The organism is Luteimonas changyuni, from assembly GCF_039548395.1.
Classification (GTDB): Bacteria; Pseudomonadota; Gammaproteobacteria; order Xanthomonadales; family Xanthomonadaceae; genus Luteimonas.
The window spans coordinates 49883-73022 of record NZ_JBCLUZ010000016.1; the positions used below are offsets into that span (position 1 = coordinate 49883).

The following is a 23140-nucleotide window of genomic DNA, read 5'->3' on the forward strand; positions in this document are numbered from 1 at the left end:
AGGGCGCAAGTCCTTCCCCATGTTTCGTTTTGGCTTTCGATGGTGCCCCGATGATCCTGATCGAACAGATCCGCGAGCAGGCGCTTGCCGATATCGCCGCCGCAGCCACGCCGGATGCCGTCGAGGCATTGCGCGTGGCCCTGCTTGGCAAGAATGGCAGCGTGACCGCGCAGCTGAAGTCGCTGGGCGGACTGCCCGCCGACCAGCGCAAGGCCGCAGGCGAGGCCATCAACCGCGCCCGTGACGCCCTTGGCACGGCCCTGGGTGCGAGGAAGTCCGCGCTCGACGCCGCCGCGCTCGACGCCCGCCTGGCCAACGAGACCATCGACGTGACCCTGCCGGGCCGGGATGCCGCCACCGGCGGCCTGCACCCGGTCAGCCGCACCATGGAGCGCATTGCCGACATCTTCGGCCGCCTGGGCTACGAGCTTGCCGACGGCCCCGAGATCGAGGACGACTGGCACAACTTCGAGGCCCTCAATTTCCCGCCGCACCATCCGGCGCGGGCGATGCACGACACCTTCTACACTGCCCATGACGGCAGCGCCCATGACGGCAGCGCTGGCGACGGCAGCGGCGAGCGCCACGTGCTGCGCACCCACACCTCGGGCGTGCAGGTGCGATACATGCAGGACCTGCTTGCCCGCGGCGGCCAGCCGCCGCTGCGCATGATCGCGCTGGGCAAGGTCTACCGCAGTGACTCCGACCAGACCCACACGCCGATGTTCCATCAGTGCGAGGGGCTGCTGGTGGACGAGCACGCGAGCTTCGCCGACCTCAAGGGCACGCTGGCCGAATTCGTGCGCGCGTTCTTCGAGCGCGACTTCGAGATGCGCTTCCGCCCCAGCTATTTCCCTTTCACCGAGCCCTCGGCCGAGGTCGACATCGCCTGGACCCAGGCTGACGGCAGCACGCGCTGGCTCGAGGTGCTGGGCTGCGGCATGGTGCATCCGAAGGTGCTGGCCAACGTCGGCATCGATCCGGAGCGCTACACCGGTTTCGCCTTCGGCATGGGCGTGGAGCGCTTCGCGATGCTGCGCTACGGCGTCGACGACCTGCGCAGCTTCTTCGACAACGACCTCCGCTTCCTGCGCCAGTTCGCGTGAGCGCGCGCGGCGCGCCTCAGGCCCACGACCCTGCCATCCGGGTGCTTCGATGAAATTCTCCGAGAACTGGCTCCGCCAGCATGTCCCCACCGACGCCACGCGCGAGGCGCTGGCCGAGACCCTGACAGCCATCGGCCTTGAGGTCGAAGACGTCACGCCGCTGGGCGAGGCGCTGCAGGGTGTCGTGGTCGCGCGCATCGTGTCGGCGGAAAAGCATCCCGAGGCCGACCGCCTGCAGGTCTGCCAGGTCGATGCGGGCGCGGTGGGCATGCTGCAGATCGTCTGCGGCGCGCCCAACGCGCGCGTGGGCCTGGTCGCGCCGCTGGCGACCGTGGGCACACAGGTCGGCGAGCTGCTGATCAAGCCTGCGAAGCTTCGCGGCGTGGAGTCCAACGGCATGCTGTGTTCGGCGAAGGAACTGGGCCTGGACGCCGACGCCTCGGGCCTGCTCGAGCTTCCGGCCGACGCCCCCGTGGGCACCCCGCTGGCCGGGTTCCTGGGTCTGCCTGACGCCAGTTTCGAACTCAAGCTCACGCCCAACCGCGCCGATTGCTTCAGCGTGCGCGGCATTGCCTATGACGTCGCCGCGGCCTGTGGCGGCACGGTCGTGGAGCTTGATGCCGCGGCGGTGCCGGCCGCCAGCGACGCTGCGGTCGAGCTGAGGCTGGAAGCCGGTGGCGATGCGCCGCGCTACCTCGGCCGGGTCATCGAAGGCATCGACGCCACCCGGGCCACGCCGGTGTGGATGGCCGAACGCCTGCGCCGCAGCGACATCCGACCGGTATCGCTGCTGGTCGACATCACCCAGTACGTGATGCTGGAGCTGGGCCAGCCGATGCACGCCTATGACCGTGCCCTGCTGAAGGGTCCGGTCGGCGTTCGCCGCGCCCGCGCCGGCGAATCGCTGGTCCTGCTCGACGGTCGCGAGGCCGCCCTCGACGACGGCTTCCTGGCGATCACCGACGCCGACCGCCCCGTGGGCCTGGCCGGCGTGATGGGCGGATTCGACACCCGCGTCACCGACGCCACGCGCACGGTGTTCCTCGAGGCCGCGCACTTCGCGCCGGCCGCGATCATCGGCCGTGGCCGGCGCCTTGGCCTGCACACCGAAGCCGGGCACCGCTTCGAGCGCGGCGTCGATCCGGAGCTGCCGCGCACCGCGATCGAACGCGCAACGCGCCTGGTCCTGGATATCGCCGGTGGCGTGCCAGGGCCGGTCTGCGAAGCCGTGATCGCCGACGCGCTGCCGCGTCCGGGCACGATCACGCTGCGCCGTGCGCGCCTGGCGCGGGTTCTGGGCGTGGCCATCGCCGATGCCGAGGTCGAGCGCATCCTGCGCGCGCTGGGGCTGGGCGTGGCGGCCGCCGGCGAAGGCTGGACGATCACCGCTCCGACCCGCCGCTTCGACCTCGCGATCGAAGAAGACCTGATCGAAGAACTCGCACGGATCCACGGCTACGATGCCGTGCCGACCACGCTTCCCGGCGGCTCGACGCGCCTGGTGGCGGCGTCGGAAGGCCGGGTGCCTGAGCACGACCTGCGCCGGCTGCTCGCGGGCCGGGATTACCTTGAAGCCATCAACTACGCCTTCGTGGATGCCGCGCTGCTTGGGCGCTGGCAGGCCGATGAGCCACTGGTCAGGCTGGCCAACCCACTCAGCGCCGAGCTTGGAGTGATGCGCCCGCGGCTGCTGCCCGGGCTGGTGGATGCCTTGGCGCGGAACGCCGCGCGCCAGCAGGACCGCGTGCGCCTGTTCGAGCTGGGCAAGGTGTTCGTCGCGACCGCCGCCGGCGAGGCGCCGCGCGAGATCCCCCGCATCGCCGCGGTCGCCAGTGGCAACGCCGCCGCCGAGCAGTGGGGCGTACCCGCCCGCCGCGTCGACTTCCATGACATCAAGGGCGACCTGGAAGCGTTGGCGACGCTGTCGGGCACGCGGCTGGAGTTCCGTTCCGCAACGCCGGCATGGGCCCATCCCGGACGCGCGGCAGAAGTGCTGCGCGATGGCGCGGTGGTCGGCGTCATCGCCGAGCTGCATCCGCGCCTGCAGCAGGCGCTGGACCTCGACCACCCGGCGGTGGCGTTTGAACTCGATCTGGGCGCGCTGCTTGTCCGTGAGCTGCCGCGCGCGCGCGCGCTGTCGAAGTTCCCTTCGGTGCGCCGCGACCTTGCATTCATCGTTGCCGACGGCATCGCCTGGAGCGAGCTCCAGGCCACCGCGGTGGCCGCCGCGGGACCCTTCCTGCGTAGCCTGGAACTGTTCGACGTCTATGCCGGCAAGGGCGTGGAAACAGGATTCAGGAGTGTCGGCATGGGCTTGATTCTGCAGGATGATTCGCGCACGCTGACCGACCGCGATGTGGATGCGGTGGTGGCTTCGGTGACCGCTGCGGCTGCCGGGGCGCACGGCGCAAGGATCAGGAATTGACCAGGGGGCTGGCATGGCGTTGACGAAGGCTGAAATGGCTGAGCGGCTCTACGAAGAAGTGGGTTTGAACAAGCGCGAGGCGAAGGAATTCGTCGATGCCTTCTTCACCGCGCTGCGCGAAGCCCTGCAGGGCGGCCGCCAGGTCAAGCTTTCGGGCTTCGGCAACTTCGACCTGCGTCGCAAGAACCAGCGCCCGGGCCGCAACCCCAAGACCGGCGAGGAGATCCCGATCTCCGCGCGCACCGTAGTCACCTTCCGCCCCGGCCAGAAGCTCAAGGAGCGGGTCGAGGCCTACGCTGGAGGCAGCCATGCTTGATCCGGGCAGCAATCGCGAACTGCCGCCGATCCCGGCCAAGCGCTACTTCACCATCGGCGAGGTCAGCGAGCTCTGCGACGTCAAGCCGCACGTGCTGCGCTACTGGGAAACGGAGTTCCCCAGCCTCAGCCCGGTCAAGCGCCGCGGCAACCGCCGCTACTACCAGCGCCACGACGTGCTGATGGTCCGCCAGATCCGCGGCCTGCTGTACGAGCAGGGCTACACCATCGGTGGCGCGCGCCTGCGGCTCGAGGGCGACGATGCAAAGCAGGAGTCCGCGCTCAGCAGCCAGATCATCCGCCAGGTGCGGATGGAGCTGGAGGACGTGCTGCAGCTGCTGCGGCGCTGAGCACATCCGAAGTTTCGATGCCCGGCGGCTCCCATCGCGGCGCCGCGGCGGCTATAATTCTCCGACCGGGGTATAGCGCAGCCTGGTAGCGCACTTGTCTGGGGGACAAGTGGTCGTCGGTTCGAATCCGGCTACCCCGACCATCTCGAGTACGAAGCCCGCCTCGCGCGGGCTTCGTGCTTTCCGGATCCGGGAACCTTCCGTGCGCGCCATGTTCCAACCGCGTCAACGCCAACAGGGAGAGAGCGGCATGCGTGGGAAGCAGACAGGGATCCTGGTCGTCCTGGCGATGTCCATCGCCATGGCCGCGGTGGGTGCACGGGCGCAAGCCCAGGACAGGGAGCCGGTCACCAGCATCGCGCCGCCGCAGGCGATGGACCCCATCGCCACCCCGGCGGGCGTGGATCAGGCCGGGACTGCCGCCGACGACGACGTCGTCGACCTCGACACCATGGTCGTCTCCGGCGCGCAGCCGGGTCCGGGCATGTGGACGGTTCGCAGCGGTGACCACGTGCTGCATATCCTGGGCACGGTGTCGCCGCTGCCACGGCGGATGGAGTGGAGCTCCGGCAAGGTCGAAGCCGTCATTGCCGGCTCGCAGGTGGTCATCGGCGCGCCGTCGATCGCGGTCGATGCCGATGTCGGCCTCTTCCGTGGCATGGCGCTGCTGCCGGCGATGCTGCGCGCCCGCAACAACCCGGGCAAGCGGCCGCTCAGCGAAGTGGTGTCGCCGTCGGAGTACGCGCGCTGGCAGGTGCTGAAGGCGCGCTACATGGGCCGCGACCGCGGCGTCGAGAAGCGCCGCCCGCTGCTGGCGGCGCAGGCGCTGTACGAGGCGGCGCTGGACAAGTCGGGACTGCGCACGGGCGGCATTGTGGCCCCGGTGGTCCGCAGGGCGCGCAAGGCCGGCGATGTTCCGCTGGTCGAGACCACGGTGCAGCTGACGGTGCAGGATCCCAAGGCCGTGCTCAAGGAGTTGAACGAGAGTGACCTTGCCGACCGCGAGTGCTTCGCCGGCACCATGGACCGGATCGAGACCGATCTCGACAACATGCGCGCCCGCGCCAATGCCTGGGCTGTCGGCGACATCGATGGGCTGCGTGCGCTGCCCTACGAGAACCACTATGTGAGCTGTCAGGAGGCGCTGACCGGCAGCGCGCTGGCGCAGCGGCTGGGCGTCGCCGACATGCCGCGGCGAGCCGGCGAGGCCTGGCTGGACAACGTGGACCGGGCGCTGGCCGAGCACGACTCGAGCTTTGCGATGTTGCCGATGCACTACCTGCTCAAGGCCGACGGCATGCTGGAGAAGCTCGCGGCGCGCGGCTACGTCATCGAAGCGCCGTAGCGGCGCGGGCGGGCTCAGCCGTTCGCGTCCTCGGCCTCGCCGGGCGCCAGCACCAAGCGGTTGCGACCGCCGCGCTTGGCCTCGTACAGCGCCGCATCGGCGGCGGCGATCCAGTGCTCGATGCGCGAGTGGTTCGCGCGCGCCTGCGCGATGCCGATGCTCACGGAATACACGTGGCCGGGCGCTTCGGCCAGCGCGATGCGTTCGACGGCGGCGCGGTAGGTTTCTGCCAGCCGCGCGGCCTCGTCCAGACCGGTCGCAGGGCAGACCACCGCGAATTCGTCGCCGCCATAGCGGCCGGCGATGTCGCCGGGGCGCAGCAGCGTGCGCAGCGCGGCGCCGGCCGCGCGCAGCAGGGCATCGCCGGCGACGTGGCCGCTGTCGTCGTTGACGCGCTTGAAGCCGTCGACGTCGATCAGCAGCAGGGCCGCGGGCCGGGCGTGGGCGTGGACGTCATGCAGCGCGGCCGCGGCGTCGCGCTCCCAATGCCCGCGCAGTGCCAGCCCGGTGACCCGGTCGACGCGACCGAGCACGTCGAGTTCCCGGTTCTTCTGCAGGATCTTGCGCACCAGGTGTTGCCGGCCGAGGCTGACCATGCCGGTGTGGATCAACAACATGGGCAGGCAGGCGAGGATCACCGCGGTGCTGGACGCCGGCTCGAAGGCGAAGCCGGTCGCCAGGCCGCCCAGCAGCAGCGCGGCAAGGGAGATCGGCAGTGTGCGCCGGAAGATGCCGGGCACGTCGGAATTGACCTTGTCCGCCGCCGACAGCGCAACCAGCAGCACGCTTGGCAGCAGGTTGAAATGCATCAGCGGCACCCACAGTGCGGCGATCGCGGAATCCACCAGCAGGTTGCGCTGCTCGGCCACGAAGGGGTCGGCGCTGCGCTTGGCCAGCAGATAGGCGAGGTGCGGCCAGGCCAGGCCGGTGAGCGCGCACAGCCCCCAGCGTGCGGGTCCTGCCTGGAGTTCCCACAGCACCATCGCCATCGCCACGGCGCCCAGGCCCATGCCCAGCATGCGATAGCGGTAGACGCGCCTGGGCAGCGCCGCGCGTGCGCGAGGCGAGCTGAACACCGATGCGCGCTCGACCTCTCCGCTCGCTGGTCCCGTAACCATTGGCCCTCCCCCGGTCGACCGCCCGCTTCGACGCGCTTGCTGCCCGGAGTATAGGCCTTGGAGCTTGCGTTCAGCCGTTGGCGCTGCGCGCGGCGCCGGCCTCGGCCTGGCCGATTTGCGGCCAGCGCTTCAGCACCGCGGCGCGGATGCCCGCGGCGTCGATGCCGGCTTCGGCCAGCAGGTCATCGCGACTGGCGTGGTGCTGGAAGGCATCCGGCAGGCCCAGGTGCAGCACCGGCTGCAACACGTTTTCGGCGGCCAGAAGCTCGGACACGCCCGAGCCGGCGCCGCCCATCACCACGTTGTCCTCGATGGTCACGAAGCCTTCGTGCGTGCGCGCCAGCGCCAGCACGAGCTCGCGGTCCAGCGGCTTCACGAAGCGCATGTTGACCACCGTGAGGCCGAGTTCGACACCCACCGCTTCGGCGGCGGGCACCGTTGCGCCGAACGCGAGCAGGGCGATGGGCCCACCCTCGCGGCGCAGCTGCGCCTTGCCGATCGGCAGCGTGTCCAGGCCCGGTTCGATCGCAACGCCGGGGCCGCTGCCGCGCGGATAGCGCACTGCGGCCGGGCCGTTGAAGCGGAAGCCGGTGGACAGCATCTTCCGGCACTCGTCCTCGTCGGCGGGAGCCATGACCACCATATTGGGCACGCAGCGCAGGTAGCTGAGATCGAGGTTGCCGGCGTGAGTGGCGCCGTCGGGACCGACCACGCCGCCGCGGTCGATCGCGAACAGCACGTCCAGCTCCTGCAGCGCCACGTCGTGCACCAGCTGGTCGTAGCCGCGCTGCAGGAACGTGGAGTAGATCGCCACCACCGGCTTGGCGCCTTCGCAGGCCATGCCGGCGGCAAGCGTGACCGCGTGCTGCTCGGCGATCGCGACGTCGAAATAGCGCTCCGGGAACTCCCGGCTGTAGCGCACCAGGCCGGAGCCTTCGCGCATCGCCGGGGTGATCCCCATGAGCTTGGGGTCAGCGGCGGCCATGTCACACAGCCAGTCGCCGAAGATGTCGGTATAGGTCGGCTTCTTCACCGCGCCGGGCCTGGCCACCAGGCCCTGGTCGGGATCGAAGGGCGATACCGCGTGGTAGCCGATCTGGTCGCCTTCGGCGCGCTCGTAGCCCTTGCCCTTGGTAGTGATGACGTGCAGCAGCTGCGGCCCCTTGAGGGTCCGGAGCAGCTTCAGCGCCGAGGCCAGCGCCTTGATGTCGTTGCCGTCGATGGGGCCGGTGTAGTGGAAGCCCATCTCCTCGAACAGCGTGGACGGCACGAACATGCCCTTCCAGTGCTCTTCCCAGCGGCGCACGAAGCGCGCGGGCGGCTTGTTCTTGTCGCCCAGGAGCTTCTTGCCGCCCTCGCGCAGGGCGTTGAGGGTGTGGCTGCCGGTGGCGCGGCCGAGCATCTTGGTCAGGCCGCCGACGTTCTCGCTGATCGACATGCGGTTGTCGTTGAGCACCACCAGGATGTCGGGTTCGGGCTCCATGCCGCCGGCGTGGTTGAGGGCCTCGAAGGCCATGCCGGCGGTCATCGCGCCGTCGCCGATCACCGCGACCACCCTGCGGTCGTCGCCGGCGCGTGCGGCGGCGATGGCCATGCCTAGCGCGGCCGAGATGCTGGTGGAGGAGTGGCCGACGCCGAAGGTGTCGTACTCGCTTTCTTCGCGCTTGGGGAACGGCGCCACGCCGTCCTTCTGCTTCACCGTGTGGATGGTGTCGCGGCGGCCGGTCAGGATCTTGTGCGGGTAGGCCTGGTGGCCGACATCCCAGACAATGCGGTCGCGCGGGGTGTCGTAGAGGTAGTGCAGGGCGGTGGTCAGTTCCACCACGCCCAGGCCGGCGCCGAAATGGCCGCCGCTCTTGCCGACGGATTCAATGAGGTAGGCGCGCAGCTCGTCGGCGATGGCGGGCAGTTCCGCTTCGTCGAACTCACGCAGGCGGGCCGGGCTGTCGATGCGCGCAAGGCGCGGATGGCGGCTGGAGTCGATCATCCGCGCATTGTAGGACGCCGTGGCGTACTGCGGCGCATCGAAGGGCCGAGGTCGGCCCCCAGGGCCCGTTCAGCGGTTGCGGAGGCGGCCGAAGAGCCCGCCGCGCGGTTTTGCCGGCTCTTCCACGACCACGGGTTCGTCGCGCACCGGCGCGGCGAAGCCGGTGGCCAGGTTGGCGTTGACGAAGTCGGCGACATCGGCTTCCGGAACGCCGCTGGCGGCGGCGAGCCCGGCCACGGTGGCCGGGCCCTTCATCATCTGGGTGGCAATGCGGAAGTGGCGCGGGAATTCACGTTCGGTCTGCGGCCATTTGTTGAGCTGGAACAGGCCCATCGGGTCCAGGCCCGGCAGCAGCGCACCGCCACCGGCAAGCAGGCCGTCGAACCAGCGCAGCCGCGACAGCGGCTGGGCGGCGCCGGCCGATGCCGTCTCGCGCGCCCACTCCTCCGCGCCCAGGGGCTCGAAGTCCGAAGCCTCGATGCCGCGTTCGAAGCAGGCAGCCAGGGGCTTGAGCTGAGCCGGGCCGAACCAGATGTCGTTCGACGCATCGATCAACAGGACGGGGTGTCCGTCCTGGCGGTAGCGCACTTTGCCCGTGAGGGCGCCGGGCTGCAGCCACGCGGCCAGTGAGTCCGGTACGGGCAGGGCTGCGGCGGCCGCGGGATTGTCGGCGGATGCCGATGCCGGCGGAACGGCTGCAGCAGCCGGGGCGGCCTCCGCCACGGGAGCCGGCTCGGCTTCGGGAGTTGGGCGCAGCAACGTGGAGACGAGGGGCGCAGGTGCCGGTGCTGGAGTCGGAGCCGGAGCTGGAGCCGCAGTTGGAGCCGCAGCCGCAGCCGCAGCCGGTGCGTGCGCGGGAGTAGCCGTATCGGCAGCGTCCGAAGCCGGGGCGGCGTCCGCAGCGGCGGCTTTGGCGTCGGGCGACCCTGTGGCGGCGGGAGTTGCCGGGGGCTTCGCGGCGCTTTCACCCGCCTGCGGCAATTCGATGCCCATCCCGCGCGCGACATCGACCAGCAGCTCCACGAGCTGCGCGGTATCGAACGGACGCCCGAGCCGGTAGTCGGTCTGGGTGCGCGGTGCGGAGGTCAGCCCGATCACCTTGCGGCCGGAGGCGTGCAGGCGCAGCCAGCTCATCGGCCCGTACATGCTGTCCATGTCGACGACGATGTGCCCGGCGTCGGCGTCCGGCACCAGCGACCAGCACTCGCCCAGCTGTGCGTTCGCCTCGATGAAGGCGGCCTTGAGTGCGGTTTCGGTGGCGGGGTCCATCCCGGTCAGGCCGAGGGTCAGCGACATTGCGCAGCATTCCTGACGTTGAATTGCCCGAAGTGTTGCGGAGCGGGTGACGGCCGTCAACGCGCACAGGGCGGCACTTGCGGCTGCGGTGCGTCACTTCGTCCCGTGTTTGGTGACGCCGGTCGCGTTGAGCCTGCGACGTGCAGCGCGCGACGGAGCCGGGATCGTCAGCAGCGCCGGCGCTTGGGCAGCTGACTGGAGAGAAAGGCCATCTGGTCGGCGAGGATGTTTCGGTTGGAGAGAATCAGGTGCTCGATCCAGCTTGGCCGGTACGGGATGGCGAGCAGCGGCATCGACGCCTGGGCCGGATTGCGGCCGCCCTTGCGCGAATTGCAGGCGAAGCAAGCGGCGACCACGTTCTCCCAGGTGTCCACCCCGCCGCGCGACACCGGCTGGACGTGGTCGCGGGTGAGCTTCTGGCGCGGGAACGCATGCCCGCAGTACATGCACAGGTGCTGGTCGCGGGCGAAGAGTGCGCTGTTGGTGAGCGCGGGGGTCGGATCCAGCGCCCGCGCGCTGGCATGGCCGCGGGCGGCCACGATGGGGTGGAGTTCGACCACGCTGCGCGCCCCGGTGGCGCGGCTGGTGCCGCCGCGGACCGCAAGGCAGGGCTCGCCCAGGGTCCAGGCGACTGCGCCGCGCACGTACAGGCAGGTAGCCTCCTGCCAGCTCATCCAGTCAAGCGCGCGGCCGTGGGCATCCAGGGCCAGCAGGCGCACGCGACCCAGGGCCGGGACCCCCATGCCCGCTGACTGCGGGGTCGCCGGCGGTGCCGGGGGTTCCATGCCGCTGACAAGGCGAAGTCGCGCTCTGCCGGGTTCCATGGGAACAGCAGTTTATACGCTCCCCATGACGGCTTGTGTAGGGGCCGGCTCAGGCACCGAAATGATCGGCCTCGAGCGCCATCAGCGACCCGGCGCCGGCGCGGATCGCGGCGGCGTGGGCCAGGGTGCGTGGCAGGATGCGGGCGAAGTAGAAGCGGGCGGTTTCGCGCTTCGCCTCCTTGAAAGCGGCCGGCCGCGACGAATCGCGTGCCGCCACGGCCGCGCGCAGCCACCAGTACGCCAGGACCACGTAGCCCGAATAGAACAGGTAGTCCCAGGCGGCCGCGCCGAGTTCGTCGGGGTTGCCGGCCGCACGGCCCAGCACGCCGGTGGTCAGTTCGCCCCATTCCGCGCATCTGGCGCGCAGGGTGGCGACGTCGTCGGCGAGTTCATCGTCGCCGGCCAGGGTCGCGCAGAACGCCTCCACGTCGGCCAGGAACAGCTTCAGCCCCGCGCCCTGCGACGAGGCCGTCTTGCGCCCGATCAGGTCCATGGCCTGGATCCCGGTCGTGCCCTCGTAGAGCGTGGTGATGCGGGCGTCACGCGCCAGCTGCTCCATGCCGTGTTCGGCGATGTAGCCGTGGCCACCGAAGCACTGCAGCGCGTTGTAGGTGTTCTCGATGCCCCACTCGGTCTGGCAGGCCTTGGAAATCGGGGTCAGGAACCCGACCAGGGTCTCGGCGCGCTCGCGCGCGGCCGGGTCGCTGGCATGGGCGGCCTCGTCAAGCAGGCTGCCGGCGTGCATCGCCAGCATCCGGCTGCCTTCGGTCAGGGCCTTGACCGACAGCAGCATGCGGCGCACGTCGGGGTGCACGATGATGGGGTCGGCCGGCTTTTCGGGGAACTTCGGCCCGGTCAACGCACGCGACTGCAGGCGCTCGCGCGAGTAGCGCAGCGCGTTCTGGTAGGCGCGCTCCGACAGGCCCAGCCCCTGCAGGCCCACGCCCAGGCGCGCGGAGTTCATCATGGTGAACATCGCCTTGAGCCCGCCGTGCTTCTCGCCCACCAGGTAGCCCTGGGCGCCGTCGAAGTTCATCACGCAGGTCGCCGAACCCTTGATGCCCATCTTGTGTTCGATCGAACCGCAGCGCACCGCGTTGCGCTCGCCGACGATGCCGTCGCGGGAAACCTTGAACTTGGGCGCGACGAACAGCGAGATGCCCTTCGCCCCCGGCGGCGCATCCGGCAGCTTGGCCAGGACCAGGTGGATGATGTTGTCGGTGAAGTCGTGCTCGCCGGCGGTGATGAAGATCTTGGTCCCGGTGATCGAATACGCACCGTCGTCGACGGGCTCGGCGCGGGTGCGCAGGAGGCCCAGGTCGGTACCGCAGTGCGGCTCGGTCAGGCACATGGTGCCGGTCCAGCTGCCTTCAAGCAGCGGTTTCAGGAAGACCTCGCGCTGCCAGTCCTCGCCATGCTGGCGCAGCGCTTCGACCGCGCCGTGCGAAAGCAGCGGGAAGTTGCCCCAGGCAAGGTTGGCGGAGTTGATCATCTCGCTCACCAGCGTGCCCACCAGGTGCGGCAGGCCCTGGCCGCCGTGCTCCGGCGCCGCGGTCAGGCCCGGCCAGCCGCCTTCGACGTACTGCGCATAGGCGGCCTTGAATCCGTCGGGCGTGGTCACCTCGCCAGTGGCGGGGTCATGGTGGCAACCCTGCTGGTCGCCAACGGCGTTGAGCGGCGCGAGTACGCTGGCGCTGAAGCGCGCGGCCTCCTCGAGCACCGCATCGATGACGTCGGGCGTGGCATCGGCGTGGCCGAGGCGGGCGAACTGCGTCGGTGCGTCGAGCACCTCGTTGAGGATGAAGCGGATGTCGTCGAGCGGGGCGGTGTACTGGCTCATATCCGGGGACGTGTCCTTGCGATCGGTCGGGATGGAGTGGCGGGATTCAGCGCAGGACGCCGGGCAGGCCCGGTGCGGGGCTGAGCGCGCTGTCGCGCTTCACCTTGTAGCCGCGGGCGGACCCCTTGTCAGCCGGTGCGGCCTGGATGTTGCCTTCGAGGACGTAGTCGACGCTGCGGCCCGCGGCAAGCGCATCGGCCAGCACCATGCGCGCGCTGGACGCCGGCACCATCGCGACCGGGATCACGTCCGCCGACTCGGGGCCGATCTCGAGCGCCGGAGCATGCTGCAGCGTGCCGGCGTCCTGGTTGCCGACGGTGACCTTCAAATCCACCGAGTCGAAGCGCATCGGGATGCTGCTGTAGTTCTGCAGCCGCAGGTTGACCGACCAGCTGCCGTCGGCCTGCACGGTCAGCTGCTGGATGCTTGCCGCAGGCTCAGAGATGCGGCGCACCGGGCCGCTGGAACAGGCGGTCGCAAGCAGCACGACCAGCGACGTGAACGCGAGGATTCGACGACCCATTGCTGCCTCCTGAACGGTGGACCCGAGCATAGCATCGCTCGATACGGTGGCGGATGGTCCTGCCCGGTGTCGGGAAACGCCGCCGTTTAGCGTTTACAGTGAGTCGAGGACATCACGGAGCCGCAACAGAGATGAGTGCCGATCACACCCGCAACGGTTTCAAAGAGCGCCTGCCATGGACCATCGCCGCCATCGCCGTGGTCGCGCTGGTGGCAAGCCTGGTCTGGGACCGTCCGGACAAGGCGGACGCGGACGCGACCCTGGCGCAGCTGACCGAACGCCTGGACGCACTGGAAAACACGCCGTCACCGCCTGCGCGCCGCGCGCCGGCAGGCAGCCGGGCCCAGCCTGTCGATGGCATCGATGGCATTGCAGGCGACGGTGACTCCAGGTTTGGAGCAGGGGAGCCGCAAACGCCGGAAGAGATCGCCGCGGCCCGCGACCGGCAGCTGAAGGCGCTTGAAGCCGGTTTCGCCAGCGATGTCGCCGACCCCGTCACCGGCCCCGCGACCGAGAACATCCTGGTCGAGACCATCTCGGGCGAAACCATGGCCGGCACCGGGCTGCGCCCGAGCAACGTCGACATCGCCTGCAAGCAGTCGAGCTGCCGCATCGTGGGCAGCTTCGACAAAATGGGCGACGCGCAGGACTGGGGCCTGTTCTACATCACCGCAGCCGGTGGCAACGTGCTGTCGCAGACGCAGATGGTGTTCGTGCCCAAGCCCGGTGGCAAGACCGAAGTGCGCATCTATTCTGAGCGCGCGAAGGGCTGAGCGGATTGCCCGCCAGCTCGTCTCCCACGCGGCCGGTGCGTGCCAGGTTGCTCTGCCCGCCTTTCGTCACCTGCTCATTCATCTCGCACGGTACGGCGGCGGGATCGGATTCGACGGATCCGACGAGCGTGCGGTCTTCAGAAAGAGGTCGGCGCGCCCTGACGCCCGGGCCGGTGGTCATACCGTCCCGGTCGCGCGCTGGCTGAAGCGGAGCGCGATGCCCAGGGCGGCGGTTTCCGCAGGCTCGCCCGCAAGGTCGGCCTGCAGCAACGGCCGCTCTTCGAGGTAGCGCGCGGGCAGCTGCAGTTCCAGCGCGTCGTCGCGGGCCGCGGCGTCCAGCCCCGGGATGTCCGGGCTCTCATGGCCGCGGTGCAGGAGCACCGCGAGCCGGAGCAGGGCCGACAGCCTGCGCGCAGCCGGCAGCAGGCGGTCGGGCACGGCTTCGAACACGGCCTTCGGCACCTTGCGCCGGTGCGCGCGCACCAGGGCCGCGAGGAACTGCTGCTCCTGGCGCGAGAATCCGGCGATGTCGGACTGCGCCAGGATGTAGGCGCCGTGCACCTGGTAGTGGCTGTGCGCGATGGTCAGTCCCAGTTCGTGCAGCTGCGCCGCCCAGGACAGCATGACCCGGTCGTCGGGCGTGAGTGCCCACGCGGTCGCGACCTGGTCGAACAGCCTGCCCGCGGTGGCTTCGACCCGGAGCGCCTGCGCGCGGTCCATGCCATAGCGCTGCACCAGTGCATCGACCGAAGCGTCGCGCGGGTCCTGGTCGCCGGCACGGCCGAGCATGTCGTAGAGCACGCCTTCGCGCAGTGCGGCCTTGCTCACTGCCATCCGCTCAAGGTCCAGGCTGCCGAAGGCCGCCTCGAGCACCAGCAGTCCGCCGGCGATGATCGGCCGGCGGTCGGCGGACAGTCCGGGGAGCTTGATGTCATCGATATGGCCGGCGCGCAGCAGTTGGTCACGGACCACGGGCAGCGCGGCGGCGGTGACCGCGCCCTTGGTGAGCTTCATCGCCGCGCAGATATCGCCGATGGCCTTGTTGGTGCCCGACGCACCGATGGCCTCCTGCCAACCGAGGCTGCGGTAGGTGGCCGCGAACTGCTGGAACTCCACCGAGGCTTCGATCAGCGCATCGCGCCACTTCCGCCGCGACAGCCGGCCGCTGCCGAAGTAGCGCATCGTGCTGGCCACCGCGCCAAGCTGCATGCTTTCGCGCTCCAGCGATTCAAAGCCGCGGCCGATGATGCACTCCGTCGAGCCGCCGCCGATGTCGATCACCAAGCGGCGGTGCCCCGCCTTGGGCGGCTGCGCGTGCGCGACCCCCAGGTACACCAGGCGCGCCTCCTCGCGTCCGGCCACGACCTCGATGGCGTGGCCGAGTGCGGTTTCAGCGGGCATCAGGAAGGCCTGCGGCGCGGCCAGCCTGCGCACGCTGTTGGTGGCGACCGCGCGCACGCGATGCGGCGGGATGTCGCGGATGCGCTGGCCGAAGCGCGCCAGGCACTGCAGTGCACGCTGGCGGACCTCGGTGACGAGGCCGCCGCGGGCGTCCAGGCCTTCGGCCATGCGCACGGTTTCGCGCAGGCGGTCGACGATGCGCAGCTGGCCCAGCGTGTAGCGGGCCACGACCATGTGGTAGCTGTTGGAGCCCAAGTCGATTGCGGCGAGCATGTCGCCGTCGACCAGCGGCTGGCTCTGCGAAGCCGGAGGCGCCGTCACCGGGCTCATCCGCAGATGTCCGCAAGCAGCGACGCCTGGGCGGAATGCGCGGCTTCGCCCTCGGCGGGCGCGAGTTCGCGATAAGTGCCGTCCGGCTGCAGCTCCCAGGCGTTGGTGTTGTCGGCTAGATAGGTTTCGAGCGTCTCGCGGCGAACGCGCGCGGCGACCACCGGATCCAGGATAGGGAAGCAGGTCTCGACCCTGCGCAGCAGGTTTCGCTCCAGCCAGTCGGCGCTGGCGCACCAGGTTTCCGGCGCGCCATCGTTGCCGAACCAGTACACGCGGCTGTGCTCCAGGAAGCGGCCGACGATGGAGCGCACGCGGATGTTGTCGGAGACGCCGGGCACGCCCGGGCGCAGGGTGCAGGCACCGCGCACGATGAGGTCGATCTGCACCCCCGCCTGCGAGGCGGCGTACAGGGCGCGCACCACCTGCGGCTCGTTGAGTGCGTTCATCTTGGCGACGATCCGCGCCGGGCGGCCGGCGGCGGCGAACCTGGCCTCGCGCCTGATCGAGGCCAGCACCGCCGCGTGCAGGGTGAACGGCGATTGCAGCAGGCGCTTGAGCTGGATTGCCGGCGCCAGCCCCGAGATCTGCTGGAAGATCTGGTGCACGTCGCTGCCGATATCGACATCGGCGGTCAGCAGGCCGATGTCGGTGTACGCGCGCGCGGTTCCGCTGTGGTAGTTGCCGGTGCCCATGTGCACGTAGCGGCGCAGGCGGCGGCCCTCGCGTCGCACCACCAGAAGCATTTTGGCGTGGGTCTTGTAGCCGACCACGCCATAGACGACCTGCACGCCGGCATCCTGAAGCCGGTCGGCAAGGCCGAGGTTGGCTTCTTCGTCGAAGCGCGCGCGCAGCTCGACCACCACGGTCACGTCCTTGCCGTTGCGCGCGGCCTGCACCAGGTGCTCGACGATCGGCGAGTCGCGCCCGGTGCGGTACAGCGTCTGCTTGATCGCCAGCACGCCGGGATCGGTTGCCGCCTGCTTGAGCAGCTCGAGCACCGGGCTGAAGGCGTCGAAGGGATGGTGGAGCAGAATGTCGCCCTCGGCGATGCGTTCGAACATCGCGTCGCCGCCGGGGAGGTGGCGTGGCTGGAAGGGCGGGAACTTGAGCTCGGGGCGATCGACGTCGTTGTAGACGTGGATCACCCGGTTGAGGTTCACCGGCCCGTTGATGCGATAGACGGCGTTGTCGGGCAGGTCGAAGTTCCGCAGCAGGTCCTGGACGATCGTCGCCGGGCAGTCGGCGGCGATCTCCAGCCGCATCGCGCGCAGGTAGCCGCGCCCCAGCAGTTCGTCGCGCAGCGCCAGCGCCAGGTTCTCGACTTCGTCCTCGTCGAGGATCAGTTCGGAATTGCGGGTGACCCGGAACTGGTACGCGCCCTGGACCTTCATGCCCGGGAACAGGTCTTCGACGAATTCCGACAGCATCGCCGAGAGGAACACGAAGTCATGGTCGCCGCCGGACACGCGCGGCGGCAGGCGGATGATCCGCGCCAGCGAACGCGGTGCGCGGACGATGGCGAGGTGCCCGCTGCGGCCGAACGCGTCCTTGCCCTTGAGCACCACCACCAGGTTGAGCGACTTGTTGAGGATCTTCGGGAAGGGGTGCGACGGGTCCAGGCCCAGCGGCGACAGGACGGGCAGGATTTCCTCGCGGAAATACGCGCGCAGCCAGCGGCGCTGGCGCATGTTCCAGGTTTCGCGAGCGAGCACGCGTACGCCGGCATCGGCGAGCGCCGGGCGTAGCACGTCGTTCCAGCACGCGTACTGTGCGGCCACCAGTTCGGCGGTGCGTTCGTGGATCCTGCGCAGCACGGTGCCGGGTGAAAGCCCGTCGGCCGGCAGCGGCACGTCGAAATCCTGCGCGTGGCGCACGGTGGCCGCGCGGATCTCGAAGAACTCGTCGAGGTTGGTGCAGGAAATGCACAGGAAGCGCAGCCGCTCGAGCAGCGGCATGGTGGCGTCCTGCGCCTGCGCGAGCACGCGGAAGTTGAAGTCGAGCTGCGACAGCTCGCGGTTGAGGTACAGCGAGGGGTCGCGGAGTGAATCCGCGGCGGGATCCGCGGCCGCGGCATTTGCCCTGGCCGTGGCTGCCTGCGCGTGCGCGGCAAGGGTGCGCGCGGCGCGGGCGTCAGGCGGGTTGGCCGGTGCTGGTCTGGTCATGGGGTTCTTCATGGTGGTCCGGCGTTCGCGCCAGGACGCGCTCGGCGCCGAAATGGCAGGAGAAGGTGCTGCCGCGCCCGACTTCGCTGCTGATCTCCAGCCCCGCCTGGTGGAGCTGCAGCACGTGCTTGACGATCGCCAGGCCCAGACCGGTGCCGCCGGTTTCGCGGGTGCGGCTGCTGGAAACGCGGTAGAAGCGCTCGGTCAGGCGCGGCAGGTGTGCCTCGGGGATGCCGTAGCCGCTGTCCTCCACGGACAGCGAAACGCCGCCGTGCGTGGCGGGCTGCAGGCGGACCGATATCGTGCCGCCGCTGGGCGTGTAGCGCACCGCGTTGGCGACGAGGTTGGAGAACGCGCTGTGCAGCTGGCGCGTGGAGCCGCGCAGATCGACGCCGGCGAAGTCGTCGACGTTGACCTGGTGGCGGCCCTGGCTGATCGCTTCCGCCTCGCGGTGCAGGGTGGCGAGCATCGGCGCCATCGCGACTTCGTCGTCATCGGTGGTCTCCTGTGCCTCCAGCCTGGACAGCATCAGCAGGTCTTCCACCAGCTGGGTCATGCGCTGCGACTGGCGCCGCATCTCGCCGATGATCGGCTCCCAGTCGGCGGTTTCGGTGGCCTCGGCCGGATCCAGCATGTCCAGGTAGCCGTGGATCACCGTCAGCGGCGTGCGCAGCTCGTGGGAGACGTTGGCCACGAAGTCGCGGCGCATCTTCTCCAGGCGCATCAGCTTGCCGACGTCGCGGGCGACCAGCAGCCACAGCGCATCGGAATAGGGGATCAGGCGCAGGCTGATGCGGATTGCCGGATCCGCGGGCGACGCGGCGTCGACGATCGGCTCGGCGTGGCGGCCGGCGCTCAGCCAGTGCGCGATCGGCAGCGGCTGCAGCCGTTCGCAGAGGCTGGCGCCGCGGTCCTGCGGGTAGCCCAGGCCCAGCAGCCTGCCGGAGGCGGCGTTGCACCAGATCACCCGCTGGGTATTGCGGTCGACGACCACCAGCGCATCGGGCAGGGCGGTGGCGACCGCGCGATAGGCGCGCATCATCTCCACCAGCCGGCGCTCGCGGGCGCGGACCTCATGGCGGGCGCGATGCAGCAGCCGTTCCACGGCCGACCAGGCACCCCCGCGCGCGCTGGGGGGCGGCAGGCGCATGCGTGCGTCCAGGTGGCCCATGATCCGGTGCAGGCGCAACAGGTGCGCGGCCAGCAGCGCGAGCGCAGCCAGCGCCACGGCGGGCCACGGCTGGCCCACCGCCAGTCCGATCAGCAGGGCGGCAACCAGGACCCCTGCCAGCGTCGCCAGGGTCCGCTGCCACGAAGTCTTGAGGGTCTGCGGCATGCCGCCAGTCTAGACCGAGGCGGAGAATCGGTAACCCGCGCCCCGCACCGTCTGCACCATGCCGTCGAGCGCGAAGGGCTCCAGGGTCTTGCGCAGGCGGCGGATATGCACGTCGACCGTGCGTTCCTCGACGTATACGCTGCCGCCCCAGACGTGGTCCAGCAGCTGCGAACGCGAGTACACCCGGTCGGGATGGGTCATGAAGAAATGCAGCAGGCGGTATTCGGTGGGTCCGATCGACACCGGTTCCTCGCCCGCGAACACCCGGTGCGCGGCGCCGTCGATGCGCAGGCCGCCAACGACCACGCTGCCGTCCTCGTCGTCCTCGCGGGAGCGGCGCATGACCGCGCGGATGCGGGCCAGGAGCTCGCGCGACGAGAAGGGCTTGACCACGTAGTCGTCGACTCCGGCCTCGAGGCCGCCGACGCGGTCGTTTTCCTCGCCGCGGGCGGTCAGCATGATGATCGGGATCTCGCGGGTCAGCGCTTCGCGGCGCCAGCGCCGTGCGAGTTCGATGCCGCTGGTGCCGGGCAGCATCCAGTCCAGCAGGATCAGGTCGGGCACGCGGTCGGCGATTGCCTCCTGCGCCTGCTGGGCATCGCCCGCGTGGACCGGCTCGTAGTCGCCCTTGCGCACGGCGAAAGCCACCATGTCGCGGATGGCGGGTTCATCGTCGACGATCAGGATGCGCTTCTGCACGCTGCTACCGCTCGCTTCTGGTCATGACGGCCATTAGACGACGGTTTGGTGACTGTTTGGTGACAGCGCCGCGCGCTGACGCACGTCTCAGCGGCGGTGCAGGTCGGGGTCACGGATGCCCTGGCGGCGCAGCTCAAGCACGGTCGGCGTGATCGCAGCGATGCGCGCATCGATCCGGGCGCGTGCGTAATAGTCGAGGTCGTCGCGCTTGCGCAGGGTGTTGAGCTGGAGCAGGGCCTGCTCGGCGCGGCCGTTGAGGAAGGCGTGTTCCGCCCAGGCCTCGCCGGCGCGGATCGGGTCGCCGGCGCTGTCGCTGGCACGGGCGAAGATGTGGTGGAAGACGGGATCTTCGCCGGAGGCGGCCATCAGCGGCCGCAGGATGTCCTGTGCACGACGTCCGGACTCGGCGTTGTTGCGCTCGACCAGGGTCTCGGCATAGCCCAGCACCACCGCGCGGTTGCGCGGCATGCGCCGCACCAGGTCTTCGTAGCGGGCATCGGCGGCGGCGTGCAGGCCCTGGCGGGACTCGGCCCGTGCCAGGCCCAACAGCAGCCAGGTGTCGCCGGGATTCGAGGCCAGCAGCGCTTCGAAGCCGCGTGCGGCTTCGGCCCCTTGGCCCGCCAGCAGCTGCGCCACGGCCAATCCGTAGCGCTGGGGTTCGGTGAGCTCGCCGCTGCGCGAAAGCCGGCCGTACTCGGCGATGGCGCGTGCCGGAGTCTCCGCGCTCAGCGCACGCAGGCGCTCGCGGGCCCAGCCGAACTGGTTGCCACTGGCGGCGCCGGGTGCGCCCGGGCGCAACAGCGGCGGCAGCAGCGGATTGTTGCCGGCGAGGCCGACGGTTGAAAAATTGCCTTTGTGCTGGTCGGCGTGCTGCTCGGCCAACTGCCGGGCCTCGCTGATCCGGACGGTGGTGACGGGGTGGGTGCGGAGGTAATCCGGCATGCGCTCGCGCTCGCCGCCCTGGTTGGTGCGTGACAGCGCCTGCATGTGTTCGAACATTCTTGCCATTGCAGTCGTGTCGTAGCCGCTGCGGGCAAGCGTGCGCATGCCCACGCGGTCGGCTTCGGACTCGTTGGAGCGCGTGTAGTCGATCCGGCGCTGGAGCAGCAGGCCCTGGGCACCGGCAACCGCCGCGACCGCGGCGTTTCCCGCCGAGTCGCTGCTGGTCTGGGACGCCACGGCCATTGCCCCCAGCATCGCCAGCAGGATCGGAATGCTGTCGCGCTGGGCGCGCTCGGCCCCGCGCAGGACATGGGCCTGGGTCACGTGCGCGACTTCGTGGGCGAGCACGCCGGCGACCTCGTCCTCGCTGTCGGCGATCAGGACCAGGCCGGCGTTGGTGCCGATGTACCCGCCCAGGGTGGCGAACGCATTGACCGAACGATCCTTGATCATGAAGAAAGTGAACGGCTGCTCGGGCTGGTCGCTGGCCTCGGCCAGCCGGTTGCCCATGTGGCGCAGCCACGAATCGATCAATGGGTCATCGAGGATGTAGTCGTAGTGGCGCAGCTGGGCCAGCAGCATCTGCCCGTACTCGCGCTGCTGGGCGGGCCCGAGCATGGTGTCCGCGGACGAACCGATGTCGGGCAGCCGCTGCTGCGCGGGTGCCGCGGAGGCAGCCACTGCGAGGACGAGGGCGATGGTGGCGGGAAGCAGGCGCATGCGGGATCGGATGGGCGGGGACCGGGGCGGAGTGGCTGACAGGATGGGGGCGACGCGGACGGCAGGCGTGAACACCTCGTTAATCCACGCCGTCGTCGCGGGTCGTTGCGGCGCGTGCACGACGCGACGTGCAGGATCGGCGAAAATGGCGATCGACCGCTGCGGCGCCACGAGCTTCCGGAGATCATCTTGAACGAAAACGCTTCCACCGAAATCACCCTCTACACCAGCGCGGTGTGCGCCTACTGCGTGGCCGCCAAGAACTTCCTGCGCAGCAAGGGCCTGGAATGGACCGAGGTGCGGATCGACCTCGACCCCGCCGAGCGTGAGCGGATGGTGTCACGCGCCGGCCGGACATCGGTGCCGCAGATCTTCGTCGGCGACGCCCACGTCGGCGGCTATGACGACATGATGGCCCTGCACCGGTCTGGTGGCTTCGAGCCCCTGGTGACGGGCAAGGGCGCCTAGGGCCGGGACGGCTGGCCCCCGGGAGCCGGCACGCGGGCATCACTGCGTTCAGCGGCCGCCGCGGGCAGCGTCGGGCGGCTTGCGGCATAATCGGGAACTGCATTTCGCTCCCCCCGGCCGCCTGCGCACGCGCGCGGCGTCCCCCTGCATGGACCCCCACACAATGACCCAGACAATCACGGTCATCCGCGGCGATGGCATCGGCCCGGAGATCATGGACGCCACCCTGCACGTGCTCGACGCCATGGGCCTCGACCTTGCGTATGAAGAAGCCGACGCCGGCCTGGTGGCGCTCGAGAAGCACGGCGAGCTGCTTCCGCAGGCCACGCTGGACTCGATCAGCCGCAACAGGGTCGCGCTCAAGAGCCCCCTGACCACGCCGGTCGGCGACGGTTTCTCGTCGATCAACGTCCAGCTGCGCCGCCATTTCGACCTGTACGCGAACGTGCGTCCGGCGACCTCGTTCCCGAACACCCGCTCGCGCTTCAGCGAGGGCGTGGACATCATCACCGTGCGCGAGAACACCGAGGGCGCCTACAGCGCCGAAGGCCAGGAAACCGCGCCCGACGGCAGCTGGGCGGTGTCGGTCACCCGCAACACCCGCAAGGGTTCGGAGCGCATCGTGCGCTATGCCTTCGAGCTTGCGCGGCGCGTCGGCCGCAAGAAGGTCACAGTGGTGCACAAGGCCAACATCCTGAAGTCGACCTCGGGCATCTTCCTCAACGCCGCGCGCGACGTGGCCAGGGAGTATCCGGACATCGAGTGCAACGAGATGATCGTCGACAACACCTGCATGCAGCTGGTGATGCGCCCGGAGCAGTTCGACGTCATCGTGACCACCAACCTGTTCGGCGACATCATCTCCGACCTCTGCGCCGGCCTGATCGGTGGCCTGGGCCTGATCCCGGGCGCGAACATCGGCAAGGACGCGGCGATTTTCGAGGCCGTGCACGGCTCGGCGCCGGACATCGCCGGCGAGGGCGTCGCCAACCCCTGCGCGCTGCTGCTGGGCGCGGTGCAGATGCTCGAGCACATCGGCATGGTCGAGCAGGCCGGCAGGCTGCGCGCGGCGATCGTGGCGACGCTGGAAGCCAAGGACTCGCTCACCCCCGACCTGGGTGGCACCGGCACCACCATGGGCTTCGCCCGGGCGATCGCCGCTCGCGCCGCGGCCTGAGGC

Annotated in this window: 19 protein-coding genes and 1 tRNA gene; 9 read left to right on the forward strand and 11 right to left on the reverse strand. The window is 69.9% G+C overall.

Annotated elements, in window-relative coordinates; all coding sequences use genetic code 11:
• The first annotated feature begins 50 nt into the window (after positions 1-50).
• From pheS to WCD84_RS08130, 6 genes are all read left to right on the forward strand, one after another.
• Complete coding sequence (pheS, locus tag WCD84_RS08105; protein WP_343254940.1) at positions 51-1106, forward strand: phenylalanine--tRNA ligase subunit alpha; 1056 nt, start codon at positions 51-53, stop codon at positions 1104-1106.
• Positions 1107-1155: 49 nt separating this feature from the next.
• Positions 1156-3531, forward strand: a complete 2376-nt coding sequence (gene pheT / locus WCD84_RS08110; RefSeq protein WP_343281034.1) for a phenylalanine--tRNA ligase subunit beta — start codon at positions 1156-1158, stop codon at positions 3529-3531.
• A 13-nt stretch (positions 3532-3544) separates the two neighbouring features.
• A complete protein-coding gene (locus WCD84_RS08115) occupies positions 3545-3847 on the forward strand; it encodes an integration host factor subunit alpha (protein WP_343254938.1) in 303 nt (100 codons plus the stop codon).
• Positions 3840-4196 carry a MerR family transcriptional regulator gene (locus WCD84_RS08120; RefSeq protein ID WP_343254937.1) on the forward strand — a complete coding sequence of 119 codons (357 nt, stop codon included), beginning with the start codon at positions 3840-3842 and terminating at the stop codon, positions 4194-4196. The genes WCD84_RS08115 and WCD84_RS08120 overlap by 8 nt, the downstream gene beginning before the upstream one ends.
• A 66-nt stretch (positions 4197-4262) precedes the next feature.
• Positions 4263-4339, forward strand: a tRNA-Pro gene (locus WCD84_RS08125).
• Positions 4340-4446: 107 nt separating this feature from the next.
• Complete coding sequence (locus WCD84_RS08130; protein WP_343278613.1) at positions 4447-5541, forward strand: TraB/GumN family protein; 1095 nt, start codon at positions 4447-4449, stop codon at positions 5539-5541.
• Between the two features lie 14 nt (positions 5542-5555).
• On the opposite strand, the gene WCD84_RS08135 is transcribed toward WCD84_RS08130, so the two are convergent.
• The 6 genes from WCD84_RS08135 to WCD84_RS08160 all read right to left on the reverse strand — a co-directional run bounded on the left by WCD84_RS08135 (position 5556) and on the right by WCD84_RS08160 (position 13129).
• A complete protein-coding gene (locus WCD84_RS08135) occupies positions 5556-6659 on the reverse strand; it encodes a sensor domain-containing diguanylate cyclase (protein ID WP_343281035.1) in 1104 nt (367 codons plus the stop codon).
• A 70-nt stretch (positions 6660-6729) separates the two neighbouring features.
• Entirely contained in the window at positions 6730-8646 is a 1917-nt protein-coding gene (gene dxs / locus WCD84_RS08140) for a 1-deoxy-D-xylulose-5-phosphate synthase (RefSeq protein WP_343281036.1), read from the reverse strand.
• Positions 8647-8715: 69 nt separating this feature from the next.
• A complete protein-coding gene (locus WCD84_RS08145; RefSeq protein ID WP_343281037.1) occupies positions 8716-9942 on the reverse strand; it encodes a hypothetical protein in 1227 nt (408 codons plus the stop codon).
• 167 nt (positions 9943-10109) lie between these two features.
• Positions 10110-10766: an HNH endonuclease gene (locus WCD84_RS08150; protein ID WP_449280086.1), complete on the reverse strand. Its 657-nt coding sequence runs from the start codon at positions 10764-10766 to the stop codon at positions 10110-10112.
• A gap of 49 nt (positions 10767-10815) precedes the next feature.
• On the reverse strand, positions 10816-12606 hold the full coding sequence (locus WCD84_RS08155) for an acyl-CoA dehydrogenase C-terminal domain-containing protein (RefSeq protein ID WP_343281038.1): 1791 nt from the start codon (positions 12604-12606) through the stop codon (positions 10816-10818).
• A 46-nt stretch (positions 12607-12652) separates the two neighbouring features.
• Positions 12653-13129, reverse strand: coding sequence for an NDR1/HIN1-like protein (locus tag WCD84_RS08160; RefSeq protein WP_343254929.1), 477 nt, complete (start codon positions 13127-13129; stop codon positions 12653-12655).
• A 131-nt stretch (positions 13130-13260) separates the two neighbouring features.
• On the opposite strand from WCD84_RS08160, the gene WCD84_RS08165 reads away from it, so the two are divergent.
• Entirely contained in the window at positions 13261-13902 is a 642-nt protein-coding gene (locus tag WCD84_RS08165) for a hypothetical protein (RefSeq protein WP_343254928.1), read from the forward strand.
• 177 nt (positions 13903-14079) lie between these two features.
• Here the strand turns inward: WCD84_RS08165 and WCD84_RS08170 are convergent, their stop codons facing one another.
• The 5 genes from WCD84_RS08170 to WCD84_RS08190 all read right to left on the reverse strand — a co-directional run bounded on the left by WCD84_RS08170 (position 14080) and on the right by WCD84_RS08190 (position 21492).
• The gene (locus tag WCD84_RS08170) at positions 14080-15633 is read right to left on the reverse strand and encodes a Ppx/GppA phosphatase family protein (RefSeq protein WP_343281039.1); all 1554 of its coding nucleotides are present in this window, start codon (positions 15631-15633) and stop codon (positions 14080-14082) included.
• Positions 15630-17795 carry a polyphosphate kinase 1 gene (gene ppk1, locus WCD84_RS08175; protein WP_343281040.1) on the reverse strand — a complete coding sequence of 722 codons (2166 nt, stop codon included), beginning with the start codon at positions 17793-17795 and terminating at the stop codon, positions 15630-15632. The genes WCD84_RS08170 and ppk1 overlap by 4 nt, the downstream gene beginning before the upstream one ends.
• On the reverse strand, positions 17764-19131 hold the full coding sequence (phoR, locus tag WCD84_RS08180; RefSeq protein ID WP_343281041.1) for a phosphate regulon sensor histidine kinase PhoR: 1368 nt from the start codon (positions 19129-19131) through the stop codon (positions 17764-17766). Before phoR ends, ppk1 begins: the two co-directional genes overlap by 32 nt.
• Before the next feature lie 9 nt (positions 19132-19140).
• Positions 19141-19830 carry a phosphate regulon transcriptional regulator PhoB gene (gene phoB, locus WCD84_RS08185; protein ID WP_343254924.1) on the reverse strand — a complete coding sequence of 230 codons (690 nt, stop codon included), beginning with the start codon at positions 19828-19830 and terminating at the stop codon, positions 19141-19143.
• A gap of 87 nt (positions 19831-19917) precedes the next feature.
• Complete coding sequence (locus WCD84_RS08190) at positions 19918-21492, reverse strand: M48 family metalloprotease (protein WP_343281042.1); 1575 nt, start codon at positions 21490-21492, stop codon at positions 19918-19920.
• A gap of 189 nt (positions 21493-21681) precedes the next feature.
• On the opposite strand from WCD84_RS08190, the gene grxC reads away from it, so the two are divergent.
• Both grxC and WCD84_RS08200 read left to right on the forward strand, forming a co-directional pair.
• Positions 21682-21960, forward strand: a complete 279-nt coding sequence (gene grxC / locus WCD84_RS08195; protein WP_343281043.1) for a glutaredoxin 3 — start codon at positions 21682-21684, stop codon at positions 21958-21960.
• A gap of 163 nt (positions 21961-22123) precedes the next feature.
• The gene (locus tag WCD84_RS08200) at positions 22124-23137 is read left to right on the forward strand and encodes an isocitrate dehydrogenase (RefSeq protein ID WP_343281044.1); all 1014 of its coding nucleotides are present in this window, start codon (positions 22124-22126) and stop codon (positions 23135-23137) included.
• The last annotated feature ends 3 nt before the right edge of the window (positions 23138-23140 follow it).

Excerpts from the sequence above, each read along its gene's own strand:
- ppk1 (WP_343281040.1), bottom strand. The coding sequence starts at position 17,795 with ATGACCAGACCAGCACCGGCCAACCCGCCTGACGCCCGCGCCGCGCGC.
- pheS (WP_343254940.1), top strand. The coding sequence starts at position 51 with ATGATCCTGATCGAACAGATCCGCGAGCAGGCGCTTGCCGATATCGCC.
- WCD84_RS08115 (WP_343254938.1), top strand. The coding sequence starts at position 3,545 with ATGGCGTTGACGAAGGCTGAAATGGCTGAGCGGCTCTACGAAGAAGTG.
- pheT (WP_343281034.1), top strand. The coding sequence starts at position 1,156 with ATGAAATTCTCCGAGAACTGGCTCCGCCAGCATGTCCCCACCGACGCC.
- WCD84_RS08130 (WP_343278613.1), top strand. The coding sequence starts at position 4,447 with ATGCGTGGGAAGCAGACAGGGATCCTGGTCGTCCTGGCGATGTCCATC.
- WCD84_RS08200 (WP_343281044.1), top strand. The coding sequence starts at position 22,124 with ATGACCCAGACAATCACGGTCATCCGCGGCGATGGCATCGGCCCGGAG.
- WCD84_RS08190 (WP_343281042.1), bottom strand. The coding sequence starts at position 21,492 with ATGCGCCTGCTTCCCGCCACCATCGCCCTCGTCCTCGCAGTGGCTGCC.
- dxs (WP_343281036.1), bottom strand. The coding sequence starts at position 8,646 with ATGATCGACTCCAGCCGCCATCCGCGCCTTGCGCGCATCGACAGCCCG.
- WCD84_RS08120 (WP_343254937.1), top strand. The coding sequence starts at position 3,840 with ATGCTTGATCCGGGCAGCAATCGCGAACTGCCGCCGATCCCGGCCAAG.
- WCD84_RS08145 (WP_343281037.1), bottom strand. The coding sequence starts at position 9,942 with ATGTCGCTGACCCTCGGCCTGACCGGGATGGACCCCGCCACCGAAACC.
- WCD84_RS08160 (WP_343254929.1), bottom strand. The coding sequence starts at position 13,129 with ATGGGTCGTCGAATCCTCGCGTTCACGTCGCTGGTCGTGCTGCTTGCG.
- WCD84_RS08155 (WP_343281038.1), bottom strand. The coding sequence starts at position 12,606 with ATGAGCCAGTACACCGCCCCGCTCGACGACATCCGCTTCATCCTCAAC.
- WCD84_RS08150 (WP_449280086.1), bottom strand. The coding sequence starts at position 10,766 with ATGGAACCCGGCAGAGCGCGACTTCGCCTTGTCAGCGGCATGGAACCC.
- WCD84_RS08170 (WP_343281039.1), bottom strand. The coding sequence starts at position 15,633 with ATGAGCCCGGTGACGGCGCCTCCGGCTTCGCAGAGCCAGCCGCTGGTC.
- WCD84_RS08135 (WP_343281035.1), bottom strand. The coding sequence starts at position 6,659 with ATGGTTACGGGACCAGCGAGCGGAGAGGTCGAGCGCGCATCGGTGTTC.
- phoR (WP_343281041.1), bottom strand. The coding sequence starts at position 19,131 with ATGCCGCAGACCCTCAAGACTTCGTGGCAGCGGACCCTGGCGACGCTG.
- WCD84_RS08165 (WP_343254928.1), top strand. The coding sequence starts at position 13,261 with ATGAGTGCCGATCACACCCGCAACGGTTTCAAAGAGCGCCTGCCATGG.